Annotated in this window: 19 protein-coding genes and 1 riboswitch; all 19 genes read right to left on the bottom strand. The window is 41.2% G+C overall.

The window, feature by feature from the left end; all coding sequences use genetic code 11:
- Positions 1-45: 45 nt before the first annotated feature.
- The 19 genes from MKY71_RS07455 to MKY71_RS07365 all read right to left on the bottom strand — a co-directional run bounded on the left by MKY71_RS07455 (position 46) and on the right by MKY71_RS07365 (position 18430).
- The gene (locus MKY71_RS07455) at positions 46-1029 is read right to left on the bottom strand and encodes an ABC transporter substrate-binding protein (protein ID WP_340732050.1); all 984 of its coding nucleotides are present in this window, start codon (positions 1027-1029) and stop codon (positions 46-48) included.
- Positions 1029-1817 carry an ABC transporter ATP-binding protein gene (locus tag MKY71_RS07450; RefSeq protein ID WP_340732049.1) on the bottom strand — a complete coding sequence of 263 codons (789 nt, stop codon included), beginning with the start codon at positions 1815-1817 and terminating at the stop codon, positions 1029-1031. The genes MKY71_RS07455 and MKY71_RS07450 overlap by 1 nt, the downstream gene beginning before the upstream one ends.
- A gap of 1 nt (position 1818) precedes the next feature.
- Positions 1819-2859 carry a FecCD family ABC transporter permease gene (locus MKY71_RS07445; protein ID WP_340732048.1) on the bottom strand — a complete coding sequence of 347 codons (1041 nt, stop codon included), beginning with the start codon at positions 2857-2859 and terminating at the stop codon, positions 1819-1821.
- A complete protein-coding gene (locus MKY71_RS07440) occupies positions 2852-3694 on the bottom strand; it encodes a class I SAM-dependent methyltransferase (RefSeq protein ID WP_340732047.1) in 843 nt (280 codons plus the stop codon). Before MKY71_RS07440 ends, MKY71_RS07445 begins: the two co-directional genes overlap by 8 nt.
- A gap of 5 nt (positions 3695-3699) precedes the next feature.
- Positions 3700-5193 carry a cobyric acid synthase gene (locus tag MKY71_RS07435; protein WP_340732046.1) on the bottom strand — a complete coding sequence of 498 codons (1494 nt, stop codon included), beginning with the start codon at positions 5191-5193 and terminating at the stop codon, positions 3700-3702.
- Entirely contained in the window at positions 5193-5732 is a 540-nt protein-coding gene (locus tag MKY71_RS07430; RefSeq protein ID WP_340732045.1) for a cob(I)yrinic acid a,c-diamide adenosyltransferase, read from the bottom strand. The genes MKY71_RS07435 and MKY71_RS07430 overlap by 1 nt, the downstream gene beginning before the upstream one ends.
- Before the next feature lie 12 nt (positions 5733-5744).
- The gene (locus tag MKY71_RS07425) at positions 5745-6299 is read right to left on the bottom strand and encodes a nitroreductase family protein (protein ID WP_340732044.1); all 555 of its coding nucleotides are present in this window, start codon (positions 6297-6299) and stop codon (positions 5745-5747) included.
- Positions 6293-7054: a uroporphyrinogen-III C-methyltransferase gene (cobA, locus tag MKY71_RS07420; RefSeq protein ID WP_340732043.1), complete on the bottom strand. Its 762-nt coding sequence runs from the start codon at positions 7052-7054 to the stop codon at positions 6293-6295. Before cobA ends, MKY71_RS07425 begins: the two co-directional genes overlap by 7 nt.
- The gene (locus MKY71_RS07415) at positions 7051-7683 is read right to left on the bottom strand and encodes a precorrin-2 dehydrogenase/sirohydrochlorin ferrochelatase family protein (RefSeq protein WP_340732042.1); all 633 of its coding nucleotides are present in this window, start codon (positions 7681-7683) and stop codon (positions 7051-7053) included. The genes cobA and MKY71_RS07415 overlap by 4 nt, the downstream gene beginning before the upstream one ends.
- Positions 7680-9038 carry a cobyrinate a,c-diamide synthase gene (locus tag MKY71_RS07410; RefSeq protein ID WP_340732041.1) on the bottom strand — a complete coding sequence of 453 codons (1359 nt, stop codon included), beginning with the start codon at positions 9036-9038 and terminating at the stop codon, positions 7680-7682. The genes MKY71_RS07415 and MKY71_RS07410 overlap by 4 nt, the downstream gene beginning before the upstream one ends.
- Entirely contained in the window at positions 9035-10174 is a 1140-nt protein-coding gene (locus MKY71_RS07405) for a cobalt-precorrin 5A hydrolase (RefSeq protein ID WP_340732040.1), read from the bottom strand. The genes MKY71_RS07410 and MKY71_RS07405 overlap by 4 nt, the downstream gene beginning before the upstream one ends.
- On the bottom strand, positions 10167-10949 hold the full coding sequence (gene cobM / locus MKY71_RS07400) for a precorrin-4 C(11)-methyltransferase (RefSeq protein WP_014824147.1): 783 nt from the start codon (positions 10947-10949) through the stop codon (positions 10167-10169). The genes MKY71_RS07405 and cobM overlap by 8 nt, the downstream gene beginning before the upstream one ends.
- Positions 10949-11653 carry a precorrin-2 C(20)-methyltransferase gene (gene cobI / locus MKY71_RS07395; RefSeq protein WP_340732039.1) on the bottom strand — a complete coding sequence of 235 codons (705 nt, stop codon included), beginning with the start codon at positions 11651-11653 and terminating at the stop codon, positions 10949-10951. Before cobI ends, cobM begins: the two co-directional genes overlap by 1 nt.
- A complete protein-coding gene (gene cbiE / locus MKY71_RS07390; RefSeq protein ID WP_340733618.1) occupies positions 11650-12846 on the bottom strand; it encodes a precorrin-6y C5,15-methyltransferase (decarboxylating) subunit CbiE in 1197 nt (398 codons plus the stop codon). Before cbiE ends, cobI begins: the two co-directional genes overlap by 4 nt.
- Complete coding sequence (locus tag MKY71_RS07385) at positions 12821-13957, bottom strand: cobalt-precorrin-5B (C(1))-methyltransferase (RefSeq protein WP_079528736.1); 1137 nt, start codon at positions 13955-13957, stop codon at positions 12821-12823. The genes cbiE and MKY71_RS07385 overlap by 26 nt, the downstream gene beginning before the upstream one ends.
- Positions 13932-14606 (bottom strand): precorrin-8X methylmutase, encoded by a 675-nt coding sequence (locus MKY71_RS07380; protein WP_079526266.1) that lies wholly within the window; start codon positions 14604-14606, stop codon positions 13932-13934. The genes MKY71_RS07385 and MKY71_RS07380 overlap by 26 nt, the downstream gene beginning before the upstream one ends.
- 2 nt (positions 14607-14608) lie before the next feature.
- Entirely contained in the window at positions 14609-15367 is a 759-nt protein-coding gene (gene cobK, locus MKY71_RS07375; protein ID WP_176142126.1) for a precorrin-6A reductase, read from the bottom strand.
- 8 nt (positions 15368-15375) lie between these two features.
- Positions 15376-17040, bottom strand: a complete 1665-nt coding sequence (gene cobJ, locus MKY71_RS07370; protein ID WP_339176144.1) for a precorrin-3B C(17)-methyltransferase — start codon at positions 17038-17040, stop codon at positions 15376-15378.
- 142 nt (positions 17041-17182) lie between these two features.
- Positions 17183-17369: riboswitch (cobalamin riboswitch) on the bottom strand.
- A 176-nt stretch (positions 17370-17545) separates the two neighbouring features.
- On the bottom strand, positions 17546-18430 hold the full coding sequence (locus MKY71_RS07365; protein WP_340732038.1) for a S16 family serine protease: 885 nt from the start codon (positions 18428-18430) through the stop codon (positions 17546-17548).
- Between the last annotated feature and the right edge of the window lies 1 nt (position 18431).

The following is an 18431-nucleotide window of genomic DNA, read 5'->3' as shown; positions in this document are numbered from 1 at the left end:
ATGCGTATTTGTAGCGACTGGTCGAATTCCTTTGATTTTGAAAGGTTAAAATGAATCAGGGTATAGACCTTTCACGATAATTTCAAGTGCTTCTGCCACTCGAACACCTTCTGAAGCAGCCGATAATGGTAAAACAACAAAACGCTCATTTTGTACTGCCGATGTTTGGCTCAGTGCCGGATCATTTTTGAGAAAATTAATTTTTTCTTCAACTGTTGTAGAACCGTAATCGATGACAATGATGGCCTCAGGATTACGCTCAACGGCATCTTCTTTTGAAACCGTTGCCCAGTTTTTTTCGATATCACCAAAAATATTATTTGCTCCTGCCATTTTCACGAGCGTGTTCATAAAGTTTTGCGTTGCTGTAAATACATCTTTATCACCACTATCAAATACTAGAACATCAATTGGTTTGTCCACCGTAGGGACCTTTTCTTTAATCTTTTCAATATCTGAATTCATTTCTTCAATCAACGTTTCACCGCGCTCTTCAACACGGAAGATCTTTGCGATATTACGAATATCCGTGTAAATATCCTCTAACTCCGGAGCAACTTTTACAGAGGAAGACTGCAAGTAACTGCCGATTCCCAATTGTTCTAATTCTTCGCGTGACATTAAGTTTTTCTCATTAAATGCACTTGCCCAACCACCGTAAATAAAGTCGGCTTCTGTCGAGATAACTTGTTCTTTCGAAGGATATTGTTCGGCCAGTACGGGAACTTGGTCATATGCATCTTGTAATGGAGCATAAATCTGGTCATCTAAGTAAGCTGTACCTACCATCGAATCCTCCAACCCTAGTGCAAGCATTACTTCTGTTACATGCTGATTAATAGAAATCGCATTTTTGGGCGCTTCATCATATGTAATGGATACCCCTTCGTTTTCGATTGTTATTACCTGTGACGTCTCTTCTGAATCTGCTGTTGCTTGTTTAATATTTTGCTCATCATCTGAACATGCACCTAAAATCAGTGCTGATGCCAGGGCAATTGGTACCAAAATATATTTTCGCAATTTCATTAATATTCTCCTCTTGTATCCATAGCTGTATTAGTATAAAAAAATAAATGCATTTTTTCTGTGAATGGATTTTTTGAAACTCCTGCAAGTATGTTAAATACTTCTTTTAACATCTCTGTTGTTAAGACGCTTTCAGGTGAACCCTGAATATGTAACATTCCGTCTTTCATAACGATTAACTTATCACAATAAGCTGCAGCTAAATTTAAATCATGTAACGCTGCAATAATCGTTATCGGTAACTCTTTGACTAGATCCATTAAATGGAGCTGGTGTTCAATATCTAAATGGTTTGTCGGTTCATCCAATATGAGAATACTCGCCTGCTGTGCCAATGCACGTGCGAGCATTACCCGTTTTTTTTCGCCACCTGATAAATTGCTTAATGCACGATTAGCTAAATGGGCGACATTGGCTAATTTCATGCTTCTGTCCGCAATCGACATATCTTCTGAGTTATCAGAACTGAGCCAGCCTTTATAAGGAGTGCGCCCCATCATCACTAAATCTCTTACCGTAAAATCAAATAACACAGTGGACTCCTGACTAACGACAGCCATTTGTCTAGCCAGTTTTTTCGGGGAAATATCCCAAACTTCCTGTTCATGTAAAGTTACTTTTCCCGATGATTGTTTCAGATGACGGTATAAAATTTTAAGCATCGTTGATTTCCCGCTTCCATTTGGACCAATAATCCCTATAAAATTTCCTTCTATAATTTCCAAAGAAATATTTTTCAAAATCTCCTTATCATCCACCGAATATTCAACATGTTGTAGCTGGAACATCTCATTCTCCTTCCCCAAATGCATAACGCTCTCGACGAAGCATCCAAATAAAGAACGGACTGCCGAATAATGCGGTAATAATCCCAATCGGCATTTCTTCCGGTGCAATGGCAATACGTGCACCTATATCAGCCCATATAATAATAATGGCTCCAATCAACGCACTTAGCGGTAAAACTACTTTATAATTGGACCCGACAATCATACGCACAATATGCGGGACAATGAGACCGACAAATCCGATACTCCCGCTTACAGCAACTACGACGCCGGTTAATAATGAAACAATGATAATAATGAACAACCTGAATCGTTCAATATTAATCCCTAATGTCGATGCTGTTTCTTCACCTAGCAACAGTGCGTTCAATTGACGATAGCTTAGTAGTAATAATGGGAATACGATACAAAAAGTAAAAAAAGGTATTCCGAGATTTGACCACTTTGCGCCACCTAAACTACCAAGCATCCAAAACATGACGGCCTGAACACCGCCTTGTTCTTTGGAAATCATTAACATAAAGTTGGTCATCGCTCCTAACACCATGGAAACCGCAATTCCCGAAAGCAACAATCGAATCATTGAAGTTTTCCCACTCACCCGCGCAAGCATAAAGACAATCCATACGGCTATTATCGCACCCAAAAAAGCGGCAAGCGATAAAGCAAACACTCCGAAAAAGCTAAATGCACCGAATAAAATTACCGAAGTTGCTCCGACAGAAGCACCCGAGGATACACCGAGTATGTATGGATCTGCAATGGAATTCTTTACTAGAGCCTGTATTGCGGCACCCGAAATTGCTAAAGAAGCCCCAACTAAAAGTGCCAATAATACGCGGGGTACCCGAATTTCCCAAATGATTATTTGCTGCGCATTTGAAGCGTTTGTTTCATTTAATATTCCTGTTTTGAAAAGTAAAACCTCAATAATTAACTGGGGTGTAATTCCTACAGAACCTACCATTATCGCACCAATAATCGATATTGCGAGCACAATGATTAAAATAAGTATCCATAGCCAAAATTTTTTCTTATTCATCGAAGTTTACCGGCTCCCAACTAATGATGGCTGCATAAAATTTATGTCGGTAAACAATCTTGCCTTCCTCCTTTGTAACGAATCGGGCAAGTACCTCTTTAACATGCTCTGAATCAAACGGATTCGATAGTATCTTTTTACTTTGTGCCACATAGAGTGCTTCATAATTATCATAGTAATAAACACGCTCTAATGGCAGCATCTCACAATTAGCATAAATACCGAGCTGATACAGCATATTTAAAATTTCAATATAATCACGTCTAGGATATTTAATTTGATAATGATATTCTTTTGCTAAAACATCATAATGCGGTTGAATCGGTCCTGTTGTTAAACCGATAATCGCCCTTTTCTTTGCACGATCATTCATTTTCAGCAATGCCTTATTCATCTCATATATTCGGTAATAGCAATTGACTCCGATCACTATATCATGTTGTTCAACATCGGCTTCTTCCCATTTTGCATGGACAAAGTGTACCGCATCGTCTTCTATGAAATACTGCTGCAGATAGTCCAAAACACTTTTTGATCCATCAACCAATGTCAGTTTTCCGACATCTTCTCTTAAAGGAAATGTATAATTCCCCCAACCGGGTCCCATTTCCAGACAGCTTGCACCCTGTGGTATGTATTGACGAATCTTTTCATAAATCGGAACGGCATGTGCATCCGTTTGTTTATAGGATTTTTTTTGCATCGATTGTGCCCAAAAGGCTTCTTCCAACGCATCATTTTTCATCCGTTCCGGCATATTTCCATGCCAGTCCAGCATCCCTTCCTTCCAGAGCTGCTCAAAATCAATCGCAAGTGGCCCATGTAAAACAGCCATCAACTTCACCTCTTTTCAACCGTGATTTCCGAAATAAACGAATAAATCTTCTCCATATCCAAATGCTCACGTACATGGCGGTCCAGCATTTCATAGGCTTGTTCGCGACGTTCAAAATCAGATAAGACATCTCCTGATATTGGTTCCATCCCTTTTTGTATACGGATTGTATTAAAATAATCACGTGTGAATAGGCGATTTTGGAAAATCCCGTGTACATATGTACCAAATACTTGCTCCGTATACACACCATCTGTCCGGCCGTCATAAAATTGGATGAAAGGCTTCAACGGTTTAGTCGCTATACTGCGCCCTAGATGAATTTCATAACCTTCAATCTCATGGCCTGTACAGCTTCTTCCAGAAACTTGAACCGTTTGCTTACTATTAATAAATGTTGTTTCAATCGGCAGCAAACCTAAAGTTAAATACGTTCCGCCAGTGCTTTCAACCGCCTGCTCATCACGAATGATCTCACCTAGCATTTGATAACCTCCACATATACCTATGATGCGGACATTTTGGTTCGCTAATTGTAAAATTCCTTGCATCAACCCGGTTTGCTGAAGCCATAAAAAATCTTCCACTGTATTTTTAGTTCCTGGCAAAATTACGACATCCGGATTTTTTAAATCGCTTAGGTTGGTAACAAAGCGCACACCTACCCCCGGTTCTTCAAACAAAGGATCTATATCGGTAAAATTGGAGATGCGTGGAAACCGGATGACAGCGACATCAATCGCAAATTCATGCTGCTGCGGCTTTTTCAAGCGCAGGCTGGATAGCGCCATCGAATCTTCAGCCTCAATTTGAACATCAAAATAAGGAATAACGCCAAGTACAGGAATCCCTGTATACTCTTCCAGCCACTCGATTCCATTTGTCAGCAGTTCTTTCATACCGCGAAACTTATTGATAATGATTCCTTTGACACGTGCTCTTTCCGCATCGTCCAATAACATCAGCGTTCCGACAAGTGATGCAAAAACACCGCCCCGTTCAATGTCGGCAACTAAAATAACAGACGCATCGGTTTCATGAGCCATTCGCATATTGGCAATATCACGGCTTTTCAAATTAATTTCCGCGGGACTTCCCGCGCCTTCCAAAACAAGAACATCATAGTTATCCGATAAACGTTCAAGCGATGTACGAACTTCAGGCATGACATCTTCTACGAATTGTTCACGATAACTGACCGCATCCATGTTTGCAAAATGTTTACCGTGCAAAATCACTTCTGATACCATATCCCCTTTAGGCTTCAGTAAAATCGGGTTCATATCCGTTGTTGCATCAATTTTTGCCGCTTCTGCCTGGACCCCTTGAGCACGTCCAATCTCTCCACCGTCTTTCGTAATATACGAATTAAGTGCCATATTTTGAGATTTAAACGGCGCAACCCGGTAACCGTCATTAACTAAGATGCGACATAGTGCTGTACATAGTACACTTTTCCCCACATCGGATGAGGTGCCCTGAATCATGATTGCCTGCACTAAAACTCCAGCCCCTTCATCGCTGTGACGTCCTGCTCGCTGTAATAATGTTTTGTCGCATCAACGGTTGATACCAGATCAGCCATTGCAATAAGATCCGGATGTGCTGATCGTCCTGTCACGACTAAATGCATTGTGGCCGGTCGATTACGAATTACTTCAATTACTTCTTCTAAAGGTAAAACATCATCAATCGGGAATTTTGAAATCGCCAATGCATTATTTAACTCATCCAATACGAGTAAATCAGTCGTCTCATCCTGCAACTCTTTTTTTACAATTCGCCAAGCCTTTTTTAACGCTTCTCTATGTTCTTCCGGTGTTTTTGTCCATGTAAAACCAATGCCAAGCTGAACGGTTTCAACACCTAATTTACGAAGTGCAATCTGTTCCCCATATGTACGTTCCGGTGATTTAATAAACTGAAAATATTTCACAGTCATCCCACGTCCGATTGCCCGTAAGGTTACACCTAATGAAGCTGTTGTTTTGCCTTTTCCTTCACCCGTATATACGAGCAGCATTCCTTTTCTCGCCATGAAAATGCCTCCTTAAAGCCAAGTTGTTTTTTCTGAATACGATGTACGTTTTTTCTCTGTTGTAACCGGTTCCTCCGGATAGCCAATACATAAAGTACCTACGAGGTGTTCGGAATCCGCCGCCCCGATAAATTCATGCAAAGCTGTATCATGTACAAGACCGACTCCACGTGTCCGCCACACCATACCTAAACCGAGCGCTTCAGCCATTAGCCACATCGACATGATCGCACTGCTAACAGCAAATTTATTGTCCAGTGTCGCCCCTTCATCGTCTTCCACTATGGCAGAAGTTACGACAATGATGAGCGGTGTTTTTGTTACTGCCTGCATCGAGCTTTCCACTAAGTTTGGTTTTGTCGGGAAGCGTTGCTGTAAATAATCAAATGCTACTTGTTCAAAACGTTTTAAACTATCACCTTGCAAAATATAAAAATGCCAAGGCTCGCGCATGCGATCATTCGGAGCATAAGTTGCCGCTTCCAATAATTGTTCAATTTTCTCCCGTTCTACTTCCTTTGATAAAAATTGACGAACTGCACGTCGTTTTTTTAATACTTCTAACATGTTGTCTCAACCCTTTCACTAAACCATGCAATATCTTCCCGAATTCCTACGACATCCCCGACTAAAATCATCGAAGGATTGACCATATTTTGCTGTTGAATTTGTTCGGAAATCGTCTCTAATCGACCTGTAATCGTACGCTGATTGCTTGTTGTTCCCCATTCAATTACTGCAACCGGGGTTGTCGGTTTCTTTCCATGTTTGATTAAGCTTTTCGTAATATGATCGATATTGCCAATACTCATATAAAACGCAATCGTATCGATATGAGCGAGACTTGCCCAGCTTAAAAAGTCCTGCCCCTTTTCTTCACGGCCATGCCCGGTAACTATAGCAAAGCTTGTTGCATAATCACGGTGTGTAACGGGTATGCCTGCATATGCCGGTGCTGCTATTCCTGCGGTTATTCCTGGGACAATTTCAAATTCAATTTTTTCATTGCGAAGAATTGCTGCTTCTTCTGCGCCTCGTCCAAAGACGAATGGGTCGCCTCCTTTTAGACGGACAACCTGCTTGTTCTGCTGTGCTTTTTCAACTAGCACACGATGAATTTCATCTTGTATCAGGCCATGCTTTCCCGGTTCTTTGCCACAATAAATTAATTCGCAATGGGCTGTTGCGTGTTTTAAAATTTCAGGGTTTACTAGTCTGTCATATAAAATGACATCAGCTATCTGAATGCACTCTAAGGCACGTATTGTCAGTAATTTCGGATCACCCGGTCCAGCACCAACTATATAAACAAATCCACTCAATTGATTTCTCCCGCTTCAATCTGACGTAAAAACTGTGCACATTTTCCCTCATTCTTTTGCTGAATCCAACCCAGTATTTCGGGCTCAAGTAATTGAGCAAGCGCTGTTTTTTTTGCATCGCCTTCATAATTTTTAAGAATAAGTAAACGGGCTTTTTTTAAAAATGCAACATAATCTGCATAACTTTTATCGTATTGTTCCTCTAAATCAGCTTTTACTTTTCTAGTAAGCGCCGGACTTGCGCCAGTTGTTGATACCGTTACAACAAAATCTCCACGACGGACAACAGCAGGGTTCATAAAATCCATACGCCCTAAAGCATCTGCACGATTTAATAATTGCCAATGCTGTGTCGCTTCTTCCACAGCATCATTTACCGCTTCGTCATTAGTTGCCGCAAAAATGAGAGCTGCATCGTCTAAATCAGCCGGTTCAAAAAGTTTTTGTTTCCAGACTGCTCTGCCCTCATCTAAATAAGTTTTTAACTTATCCGTTACTGTCGGACTGATAACGGTAATCTGGGCATTCGTAGGTAATAATGCTTCCACTTTTTGACGGGCTACATGGCCTCCACCGACGATCACCACTTTTTTAAAATCTATATTGACCATTAACGGAAAATAATTCATATTCTTACCTCCAAACAAGCTGCAAGCCAATTTTTCACGAGTTGTGGATTGGATGCGAAATGAAAATGTGTATATCCAGCGACTAGGTTTCCTCGAGAATAACCTTCCTGTTTCGCTCCAAAGCGTCCGGTTGTAAAATAAGCAGGTGTTTCATGATTTCCTTCGTATACGGAATAATGGAATTCATGACCTTTAGCAAGCTCCTGTTCACCAATTAAAAAGTTGCCCTCAACACCGGTAATTTCTCTGTAGCCTAACGCCGCTAACTTATCCTGCATACGAACGATTCCCGGAATTACACCTAGCATTTTGTAGCCATTTCCTTCACGGTTGAAAATTTCTTCAGTTAAATACATGAAGCCGCCACATTCTGCAAGTGTTGGAATCCCCTTATCAATTGCTTGTTTTATCGAATTTTTTGCCTGTTGATTTTGTGCAAGCTTCTCTGCAAATTCTTCAGGGAACCCTCCGCCAATATATAAACCTTGTGCTTGTTCAGGAACCGGTTCATTTTCAATAGGGGAGAAGAAATGCAGTTTTGCACCGTTCGCTTTGAGTAATTCGAAATTTTCTTCATAATAGAAGTTAAATGCTGCATCTTTTGCAACAGCTAAATGAATCTCTTGCGTGTTATCTTGTGATTCAAATATCTTTGAAGTCTGTTCCAATTTGTCTGCTTTTGTGACTTGTAACAATAAATCCAGATCAACAGTTGCTTCAATAGCATCTGCAAGCTCATCAAAATATGGGTCGAGTTCTCCTCGTTCAATTGCCGGTACTAGACCTAAATGACGGCTCGGCAAAGCTGGTACCGCACCTTTTTGCAAATAGCCGAGGACGGGCACGTTACATTCATGTTCAATCGCTGTTTTAATAATTTCAAAGTGACTTTTACTGCCCAACTGATTGGCGATAACCCCCACAATATGGGCATTATCATCCAACTGCTGAAATCCTTTTACAATGGCTGCTACACTTCGAGCCATACTAGCAGCATTAACGATTAAAATTACCGGACTACTAGTAATGGCACTTATATGTGCTGCCGATCCTTCATTCGATAATGGGGACTTTCCATCATAGAAACCCATTACTCCTTCAATAATCGAAACATCTGAATCAATGCTGTTTCTTGCGACAATCGTACGGACAACATCTTCTGACATCATGAAACTGTCAATATTGCGAGAAGAACGTTTCGTTACAGCTGTATGATACGTCGGATCGATATAATCCGGACCACATTTAAATCCTTGAACAGTTAAGCCGCGCTTCATCAGTGCACGCATAATACCAATCGTAAATGTCGTTTTTCCAACGCCACTTCCTGTTCCGGCTAATACGAATCGATTCATCCGGTTACCTCCTCATCAAATGTAATCCGGGAAACAGAAATGGTTGCATTGCCGCTTTTCTTTTTTTCCAATAGCCAGTCTGTCGCATTGGCACACCGTAATGCTGCGGGTTCACTGACACCATAAGCCCCTGTATATTTAAAGACTGTTTCAGATGGATTTAGCAGCGGCATTTCATTTAGCTCTGCCGGTGTATACGTTATAAACTGCCAGTTGTTTCTAGCCGTTACTTGCAGGAAACCTTGCTCATCTTTTTTCAAATCGATTGTGGCGATTGCTTTCACGCTTTTTTTGCTTAGCTTTAGTTCTCCAAGCGTTTCATCAATTAGTTGTTCAATTTCTTCTGCAGATGTCCCTCGATTACAGCCCATTCCCAAAACAATTGATTTTGGTCGATAAATTACGCCGTTTTCAAGTAATACTTCTTCCTCTTGTTCAATAATACGATCGGTAATGAGCAATGTAGCATGTGGTTTTGCGGCGATTGCTTCCTCTGTTGTCCGGTAAATTTTTAAAGTATCAGGCATCGGTGTTTCATGCAGCCACCATTTTTTTTCACCGGTTTCCTGAACAATCGCAACCTGCTCCTCATTCACTACTGAAGCACTGACAGGCGTTAATTTTTCTTCACTGTCCCAAACCCATCCGTACCGTGCGCCAAATAAATCAACCGCGATTGTTTTTTGAACATCGGATGCTGTAGTTACAATCGGAGTCGCATTGATTGCTTGTGCAAACTCATTTGTCAGGGCATTCGCACCCCCAATATGTCCGGATAAAACACTCACGACATATTGTCCTTTATCGTCAACAACGAGAACACCCGGATCTTTCTTTTTATCTACTAAAATCGGGGCAATCATCCGAACGACTGCACCGAGGGAAATAATCAGAATCATCGACTTATATGCTTTAAATAATGCAGGAAGCAACAGGCGCACTGTCCCGTCAAATAATTGAATATTTTTTTCAGCCTCGTCGCCCTGCTCAAATTTCTTCATATAATAGACATCGACATACGGAAACTTCTCCGCATACTTTCGTGCATTCGCCACACCATGCTTTGTAATGGCTACAAGTGCATAAGGTTTTGTCACACGAACTTCCGGTATTTCCCCTTCACGTAAATTAATCATCGACTTTCACACCTTTACGGAAACCATGTGTAAATGTAGCATCATACAATTTTGAACGGTAATCTTTTTCATGAATGTTGGGATCAAGAGCCCAGCCGGCTAAAATCATCGCATGTTTGCGAATTCCATTTGTCCGCATCGCTTCATCCAGTTCAGCAATTGTCGTGCGAACGATTTTTTGATCTGGCCATGATGCTCGTTGAATAACTGCAACCGGTGTATCATCCGACCAGCCCGCAGCCTGTAGTTCTTTTGTAATCTTTTTCGTTAATGTGGCACTTAAAAACATTGCAATTGTGCAATGATGGCTTGCCAACGCTTGCAGTTTTTCACGTTCAGGTACCGGTGTACGTCCTTCTGCTCGTGTTAAGATCAAAGTTTGCGTTAAATCAGGAACCGTCAATTCCGCTCCTACGGCTGCAGCGGCTGCAAATACTGAACTTACACCTGGAACAACGTCATAGCCAATATTATGGTTCTTTAACAATGCAACTTGTTCCATTGTTGCCCCGTACATTGCCGGGTCACCCGTATGTAAACGCACAACCATTTTTCCCGCATTGACGCGTTCGACGATGCAATCAACCATCTCTTGTAAATGCATGCCGGCTGTACGGATCACTTCTGCATCCGCACGGGCTTCGGCAACTAGAGTTTCACTCACTAAAGAATCTGTATACATGACAACATCCGCTTGTTGAAGCAGTTTAAGACCTTTCACAGTAATTAAATCCGGGTCGCCGGGTCCTGCACCTATAATCCAAATTTTCTTCATTATTTTCGCACCACCATACATGATAAATAATTGAGCTCAGCTCCACGCAATTCATTCGTTTTCCAAATAATTTCTTCATCTGAAGTTACTTTTGTCACAACATACGTTTTTTCAAGTAAGTTCATTTCTTCAAGTAAATCCAGCATGTCCTCTAATACTTTCGCTACTTTAATGAACACAATCCCGTCATGGGTCTCAATAACACGACGCATCTCTGCCATATCCGAAGTTGCCGGAATCATTGCTACATGGTCATCGCCGTCTGCCAATGGGATTCCTAAACGATTGGCAGTCCCATTAAATGAAGATATTCCCGCAATAGATTTCATCGGGACATCGGGATGCATTTCCTTCATTAAGTTCATCAAGTGTATATATGTACTAAAAAGCATCGGGTCGCCTTCCGTTACAAAAGCAACATCTCGGCCTTCTTTCAAGTGCGCATAGATTTTCTCTGCGGATTTAGACCATGCTTCCTGCAATGTTTCCTCGTCCTTCGTCATCGGAAATACAAGTCCAAGCATTTCCTTTTCTGCCGGATTAACGTACACATCGATTATTCTTTGAGCATACGATTTACTGCCGCGTAATTTTTGAGGATAGGCAATTACCGAGCATTCTTTCAACATTCGAAAAGCTTTTACTGTGATAAGTTCAGGATCTCCTGGTCCAACACCTAATCCGATTAATGTACCGATTGTCATAATTCCAACCCTTTCTGTGCTGTTACGATAAAAATTGGATTTAACGGTTCAAAACGCGTTAAATTTAAAATTGGCTTACTTTTTGAGATTTGTGCCTGCAGTACAGAAACATCACAGTTGAACTTTTTAAAATGCCCCATAGCTTCTGCCAAGTTTTCAATAGTCGCGATGTTCATCACAATGCGGCCATTCGGCTTTAATCGATCGACACATAATTGCAGTAACTGCTCCATATTGCCGCCGTTTCCACCGATGAAAATGGCGTCCGGATCAGGAAATTCCTCTAACCTTTCCGGTGCTTTTCCTAAAATAGCTGTAAAATCCGTACGATGAATATGCTGATTTTGAAGACAGTTTTCCAAATCGGCTTCATTTTTTTCGATCGCATATACTTGACCTTCACGGGCAATTTTCGCCATTTCAATGGCAACTGAGCCTGTACATGTCCCGATGTCCCACGCGATACTTATTTCTTTTAATTGCAGCGCTTGTAGACAAAGTACACGGATCTCCTTTTTCGTTATGAGCCCTTTATCCGGTTTTCGCTGAATAAACTTGTCATCATCAATACCGATTGACGCACGATCTACAGCTTCACGCTGCTTTAAAATAACGACATTCAATGGTGAAAATTCGGCATTCTCCATTTCATCCAAAGAAAGATGACGACATCGTTCAGTTGGACCTTCCAAGTTTTCTGCTACAAACGCATCGTATTCGGTCATGCCGTACGCTTTTAAATAGCGGGCAATTGCATTCGGTGAATTTTCTTCATCTGTCAATATCGCTATTTTTTTTCGGCCATCGATTTTTTGGGCAAGCCCTTTCAATGATCTCCCGTGAACACTCGTTAAATAGGCATCCTGCCAGCTTTCCTGCATTTTTGTAAATGCTAATTGAACAGAGCTTGCATATGGGTAAATTTCTAATGGGAGCTTCTTCGCCAAAACTCCTCCTAATCCGTAAAACAACGGGTCGCCTGATACTAAAATGACGACGTTTCTCGTTTCTGCCTGCAGCTTTTCCACGAGTCGTGAGAGTCCACCTTTTATCATGATCTTCTCGCCGGTGTAATCCGGAAAAAAGTCAAGATGACGTTTACCACCAACAAGTACTTCACTTGAATTGATCCAAGCGATATATTGAGGGAGTAAACTTGCTGGACCGTTATCCCCGATACCAATCATTTTCATCCAATTGTTCAATATTCTCAGCCTTTCCCAGCATGTCCCCGTTCATTGCATACAGCGATGTGGAAACACGTAATTTCGCTTTCATATGATCTAGTGCAAAGTAACAGCAGTTTTTACAAAGCGCTTCAAAAAATTGGTCATTCCCCTGCATGATTTCCCCTACTTGTGATGCCGTATTCGCATGTAATATTTGCTCGATTATTTCTGTATCAGCTCCAGCTTTTTTCGCGATTTCAGCCAAAAACGGGAAACTGATAGGTGCACTTTTTGAATGCACCATCATGACACCCTGTGCTACCTTAGAAAATTTCCCCATCATCCCGACAAGCGATACTTGGGGAATCTCTTTACGAGCAATATGCTTTAATGTAAATCCGACAAAATCTCCCATCTCTATAAATGCTTCTTCCGGTAAATGCGGATATTGCTTCATTGCATATTTTTCACTGCGACCTCCGGTTGTAATGACTAGATGGTCACAGCCTGCTTCTTTTGCAACACTGATTGCCTGCACGATACTTGCCATATAGGCAGAACTTGAAAAGGGCACGACCGTACCGCGCGTACCTAATATAGAAATGCCGCCCAGTATACCAAGCCTTGCATTTAACGTCTTCTTCGCAATTTCCTCACCGTCCGGAACGGAAATAATCACTTCGACCCCTTTGTCAATCTGGAAAAGTTGAATCGCTTCTTCGACGACACCATGAAGCATTTTTCGTGGAACAGGGTTAATTGCCGCTTCACCGACAGGGACGGGCAGTCCTGCTTTTGTCACACGACCGACACCGATTCCACCGTCCAGATGGACACCGCTTTTTTCTACAAAGCGAACCGTACTTTGAATGCGTGCTTTATGTGTTGCATCCGGATCGTCCCCGGCATCCTTAATCGTTTCACACATCACTTCATTGTCTTTTACTGCAAAGGATGCCACCGTAAATGTGGCATCCTTCCCGACAGGTAAATGAATCGTTACATGTTCAGGAACTTCTCCGGTCACAAGTGCGTACAAGGCAGCCTTTGTCATCGCAGTTGCACAAGCTCCTGTTGTATAGCCGTGACGCATTTCCGACGGATCTTTTTTATTTCGCTTCTTTTGCTCGTTCATCTGCCATGATTGAGATGGCATTTAATGCTGCGACGGTTACAGTACTGCCACCTTTTCTTCCTACATTCGTAATAAACGGAATACCTTCTAAAATCGCTAATTCCGCTTTGGATTCTGCTGCCGAAACGAACCCAACCGGCATCCCAATAATTAAATCCGGCTTTGCAAGGCCTTCTTTAATCAGGCGAATCAGTTCAAGTAAAGCTGTCGGGGCATTACCGATTGCATAAATACCGCCTTCCTGCAGTTGCGTCGCCTTTTGCATCGAAATAATGGCACGCGTTGTTCCAAGTTTTTTTGCTTCGATTGACACGTCTTCATCCGCAATATAACAATGTAAATCCCCGCCATGTTTTTGGAATCGTTTGCGCCCTGAACCACTTTCAATCATCTGGACATCAGCTACAACATGACGTCCAGCTAAAATTGACTGAATGCCCGCTTCTATCGCATCATCCGTAAAAATCATGCTGCGCCCCAATTCGAAGTCTGCCGAAGCATGAATAACGCGGCGAACGACAAGCCATTGTTCATCTGTAAATGAATGTTCACCCATTTCTTCTTTGATGATTGCAAAACTGTAGTCATATATTTTGTCCGGGTCTACTGTAAGTGGTACGAATTCTGTATTAAAGTTCATATTTGCCATTGTTATTTGCCTCCTAATTTTTCAAACACTTTCTCGAATGAAGTGCATACATTTTCATATTGGATTTTTGGTCTTTTAATTAAAATAACGGGAATCCCAAGCTCTAAAGCCGCCTCCATCTTCTCGTCGACCGATCCCACTTTTCCGCTTTCCTTTGTAATAATGAGCGTTGTGCTGAATTGCTCGTAAAGCGCTTTATTCAATGCTTTAGAAAACGGTCCTTGAATTGCGATAATATCGCGCTGTTTCACACCAAGTGCATCGCATTTATCCATATTCTCTTTATTTGGCAGCATCCGGCATACGAGACGAATATTTTCGTTCTGTATTAATTGCTCTGTAAAAACGGCAAGCGTTTTACTGCCTGTCGTCAACATAACTGTTCCTGAATGTGCGGATGCAACAATTGCCGCTTCTTTATATGTTTCCACTTCCGTCACGAGCGGATTTACATAGCTCTGCTGAGGACGTTCATATCGGATATAGGGAATACCCGTTAAATCTGCAGCAGCCATCGCTGTTTTTGAAGCCTCTTCTGCATACGGATGACTTGCATCCACAACCGTTGTTACGTGTCGTTCTTCGATCAGTTCCTTCATTTGCTGCTCATTTAAACGGCCGACATGATACGGAACTTTCGCTTCCTGTAGACTTGCAGCAGCAGAATCCGTAACAACAGTCGCTACCAAATCATAGCCAGCTTTCATTAACTGAACCGCCAGCTCTCTTGCATCACTTGTTCCTGCTAGAAATAAAATCATCAGTTCACCTAATCTCCACAAGGGGCTTCTTCCACTTTAATTTTGCATGACATGTCGACATAATTGAAATTCAGAATTTTCTTCACACGTTTGAAATATTTGAAGAAACGTTCATTCGGATGCGCATGTTCTTTATAGTCCGCAACAATGTCTGTTAGTAAAGGAATCAGTTTTTCCGGATCGATTCCTTCTAAAACAGGTTGTGCGGCATGAGCTGTTCGTCCTACTGGCTTGGAACCGATAAACAAATCGAACTTTTTCTTGCGGTATACAATACCGATATCATCAAAAACCGCGCGATAACATGCCATACCACATCCATTAAAACCGACGTGCAGCTCTTTCGGCATTTTAATGCCACCGAGCGTTTCCATGATCTGTTCGGCATATGGAATGGATTCCGCTTTTTCCCCGTAACAGAAATCACACGCCTTGACGATTACTACGTCACCGACCGGTTGAACGAGTAAACCTGTTTGTTCCACTGTTTTGACCAGTTTTTCAGGCGAATCGGTCGGTACCTTCAGTACAAGACGGTGGTCAGGCGTATACTCCATCGTACCTCTTTCTCCGACAACCTCTGCCAATGTAATCATTTGATGGGGTGTAATCATTTTATTGGCAACACCCGGTGATACAGCAAACTCAAAGATGGATTCCACCTGTTGCTGCACTAAAAAAGGGTTTTCTTCAACTTTTACAGCAGATGTTTCTTTATGTACGAGCGTTAGTGCTTCATTTGCCAGCTGTAATGCATTTGCTTTAATATCCGCTGCTGGTTCAACTGTTTTTTTCTCGATTGCTACAATTTTTTCATACCCGGTCTTCGATTCACCCGTTTCCTGATCCAATGCCCATGGTTCCGCTTCTTTTTTCAATCGCTGGTGCGGTTTTAACAGCTGTTTTTCATCACCTAATGTATATTTTCGCTGATAGCCGCGCGGTGTAATGATTTTATTGTCATAGTAAAATGTTGAAGAGTTCCCCACGACGACCGTTGTCAGCATTCCGATATCATGTTCCAGCATCTCTGCCAATGTTGTTAACACAATATCCTGTGTATCCCGGTAAGCAGCTTTTACTAGTCCAACAGGTGTAGCAGGAGAACGATACTTCAGCAAAATACGCTGTGCTTCAACAATTTGTCTTGTGCGTCTGCCGGATTTCGGATTGTAGAACGCAACGACAAAGTCTGCCATTGCAGCTGCCTCAATCCGTTTTTCGATGACCGTCCACGGTGTTAAGTGGTCACTTAAACTAATTGTGCAAGAATCATGCATAACAGGAGCGCCTAGTAAACTTGCACAGGAGTTAATCGCAGATATTCCCGGAACTACTTCCACTTCAATGCCTTCTTTTGCAGTCCAGCCCTTTTCGATTAATACTTCGTATACGAGCCCTGCCATTCCGTATACACCCGCATCCCCACTGGAAATAACAGCAACTATATGACCGGCTTCAGCCTGTTTTACAGCTTCCTGGGCACGCGATACTTCCTCTGTCATTCCTGTACTGACAATGGTTTTCGCCGTCACTAAATGCTCGATCAGTTCCACATACGTCTTATAGCCCATAATATGGTCACTTTGCTGTAGAGCATCGACTGCGCGTTTTGTTATATGCTCCCGATCTCCAGGACCAAACCCTACAACAAAGATTTTTCCTTTTTGCATGTTAACACCCTCCATTTAATAAATAAAAAATGCCCGTACCTCTCGTCAGAAAGAGGTACGGGCATGTGAAATTAATACTTAAAAAGTATATAAAAACACAAAAACAATTACTTGTTTCGCCTATACTTTTCCCTCCGAAAAGTAAGTATCGTTTAAATAAGCAGGTTTCCTGGCTTAAGCTTCGTTTTACTTTCACATCTTCCCATCATTACGACAGTGATTTATTGTGATTTCATCAGCTATTACAGTAGCGGGGGCTGCATTAGTCTTTCACTAATTTCCCTTTTACCTTACAAAATTCTGTAAGCACTTATTTAAATTGCAAATTATTAAATTATTATAAAAATAAAAATAACATAGTCTTTTAAAAAATGATAGGGTAATAATTATCTCAGCAAGCTTTTTTTGCATAAATGAAGTATTTATTATTCGTCTATTAGGTGTTTTGTACATAAATTTACTATCTAACTAATCAAAGATTGTTTAATTTCAATTATTCGCTTTATCATTTACCTGTCTCTCGTTCATTTAGCTTTTTGACATTTGCTACGGCATTTTCAATAGATGCCACCGCAATAATGTTAATATTAAGCTGTTCATCATTTTTTACTTTCTTCGCCTCTTCTTCATTTTCCACAGGTAAAAGAATATGAGAAAAACCGCTTTGTTCAGCAATCAAAGTTTTCGCTTTTATCGAACCTATTTCCTTCACATTTCCTTTACTATCAATCGCTCCTGTTACGGCAACCGGAACATTATTGTTGACTTCACCTTTTTCAATAAGGGCGCTTAACACAGCGGCAAGTCCCGCACTGTCACCTTCTATATCTTCTCTTTCTAAAAATTGATTAATAGCAGAAGAGTTTTCTGGTAAATAAGCAATGACGTTTTCCTTCATCGTTTCAAAATGTTTCTCCGCGGGACGTACATAACTTAGTAATTCTACGTTTTTCGAACGGTACCGGATTTCATTCGTGACAACTTCCGCATCCAAAACTTTTTTATTCGTTGAAGATTCTATAGTATGAATTAAATATCCCAAATCTGTTATATATGGGGCCTCAAAAACATCCACTGCCAGTACATTAACACCTGAATCTTCCACTATTTCAAAAGGCTCGTTATATGAGACAAGGAAATAAGTATACTTTTCATAATCGATCAGTCGGCTTTCAAATATAGTTAATAGAGATAGTATATAAAATATCCCTAAAAAAGCAGCTTTCAACTTCTTTTCGTTCCGGTAAAGAAAAAAACCGGAAATCGAAATACCTAAGCCGACTATAATTAAAATAATAAATAGATAACCGTTAATCTTATCAAAATAATAAGCGAGCAAACCTGATATGTATAAAACGAATGGCAGTACTATTAAAGAAATGCGTTTCAAT

This window comes from Solibacillus sp. FSL W7-1324 (assembly GCF_038008025.1).
Taxonomy (GTDB): Bacteria; Bacillota; Bacilli; order Bacillales_A; family Planococcaceae; genus Solibacillus.
This window is presented reverse-complemented; position numbering and strand designations above follow the sequence as displayed.

Excerpts from the sequence above, each read along its gene's own strand:
- MKY71_RS07455 (WP_340732050.1), bottom strand. The coding sequence starts at position 1,029 with ATGAAATTGCGAAAATATATTTTGGTACCAATTGCCCTGGCATCAGCA.
- MKY71_RS07450 (WP_340732049.1), bottom strand. The coding sequence starts at position 1,817 with ATGTTCCAGCTACAACATGTTGAATATTCGGTGGATGATAAGGAGATT.
- MKY71_RS07445 (WP_340732048.1), bottom strand. The coding sequence starts at position 2,859 with ATGAATAAGAAAAAATTTTGGCTATGGATACTTATTTTAATCATTGTG.
- MKY71_RS07440 (WP_340732047.1), bottom strand. The coding sequence starts at position 3,694 with ATGGCTGTTTTACATGGGCCACTTGCGATTGATTTTGAGCAGCTCTGG.
- MKY71_RS07430 (WP_340732045.1), bottom strand. The coding sequence starts at position 5,732 with ATGGCGAGAAAAGGAATGCTGCTCGTATATACGGGTGAAGGAAAAGGC.
- MKY71_RS07425 (WP_340732044.1), bottom strand. The coding sequence starts at position 6,299 with ATGTTAGAAGTATTAAAAAAACGACGTGCAGTTCGTCAATTTTTATCA.
- MKY71_RS07415 (WP_340732042.1), bottom strand. The coding sequence starts at position 7,683 with ATGAATTATTTTCCGTTAATGGTCAATATAGATTTTAAAAAAGTGGTG.
- MKY71_RS07410 (WP_340732041.1), bottom strand. The coding sequence starts at position 9,038 with ATGAATCGATTCGTATTAGCCGGAACAGGAAGTGGCGTTGGAAAAACG.
- MKY71_RS07405 (WP_340732040.1), bottom strand. The coding sequence starts at position 10,174 with ATGATTAATTTACGTGAAGGGGAAATACCGGAAGTTCGTGTGACAAAA.
- cobM (WP_014824147.1), bottom strand. The coding sequence starts at position 10,949 with ATGAAGAAAATTTGGATTATAGGTGCAGGACCCGGCGACCCGGATTTA.
- cobI (WP_340732039.1), bottom strand. The coding sequence starts at position 11,653 with ATGACAATCGGTACATTAATCGGATTAGGTGTTGGACCAGGAGATCCT.
- cbiE (WP_340733618.1), bottom strand. The coding sequence starts at position 12,846 with ATGAAAATGATTGGTATCGGGGATAACGGTCCAGCAAGTTTACTCCCT.
- MKY71_RS07385 (WP_079528736.1), bottom strand. The coding sequence starts at position 13,957 with ATGAACGAGCAAAAGAAGCGAAATAAAAAAGATCCGTCGGAAATGCGT.
- MKY71_RS07380 (WP_079526266.1), bottom strand. The coding sequence starts at position 14,606 with ATGGCAAATATGAACTTTAATACAGAATTCGTACCACTTACAGTAGAC.
- cobK (WP_176142126.1), bottom strand. The coding sequence starts at position 15,367 with ATGATTTTATTTCTAGCAGGAACAAGTGATGCAAGAGAGCTGGCGGTT.
- cobJ (WP_339176144.1), bottom strand. The coding sequence starts at position 17,040 with ATGCAAAAAGGAAAAATCTTTGTTGTAGGGTTTGGTCCTGGAGATCGG.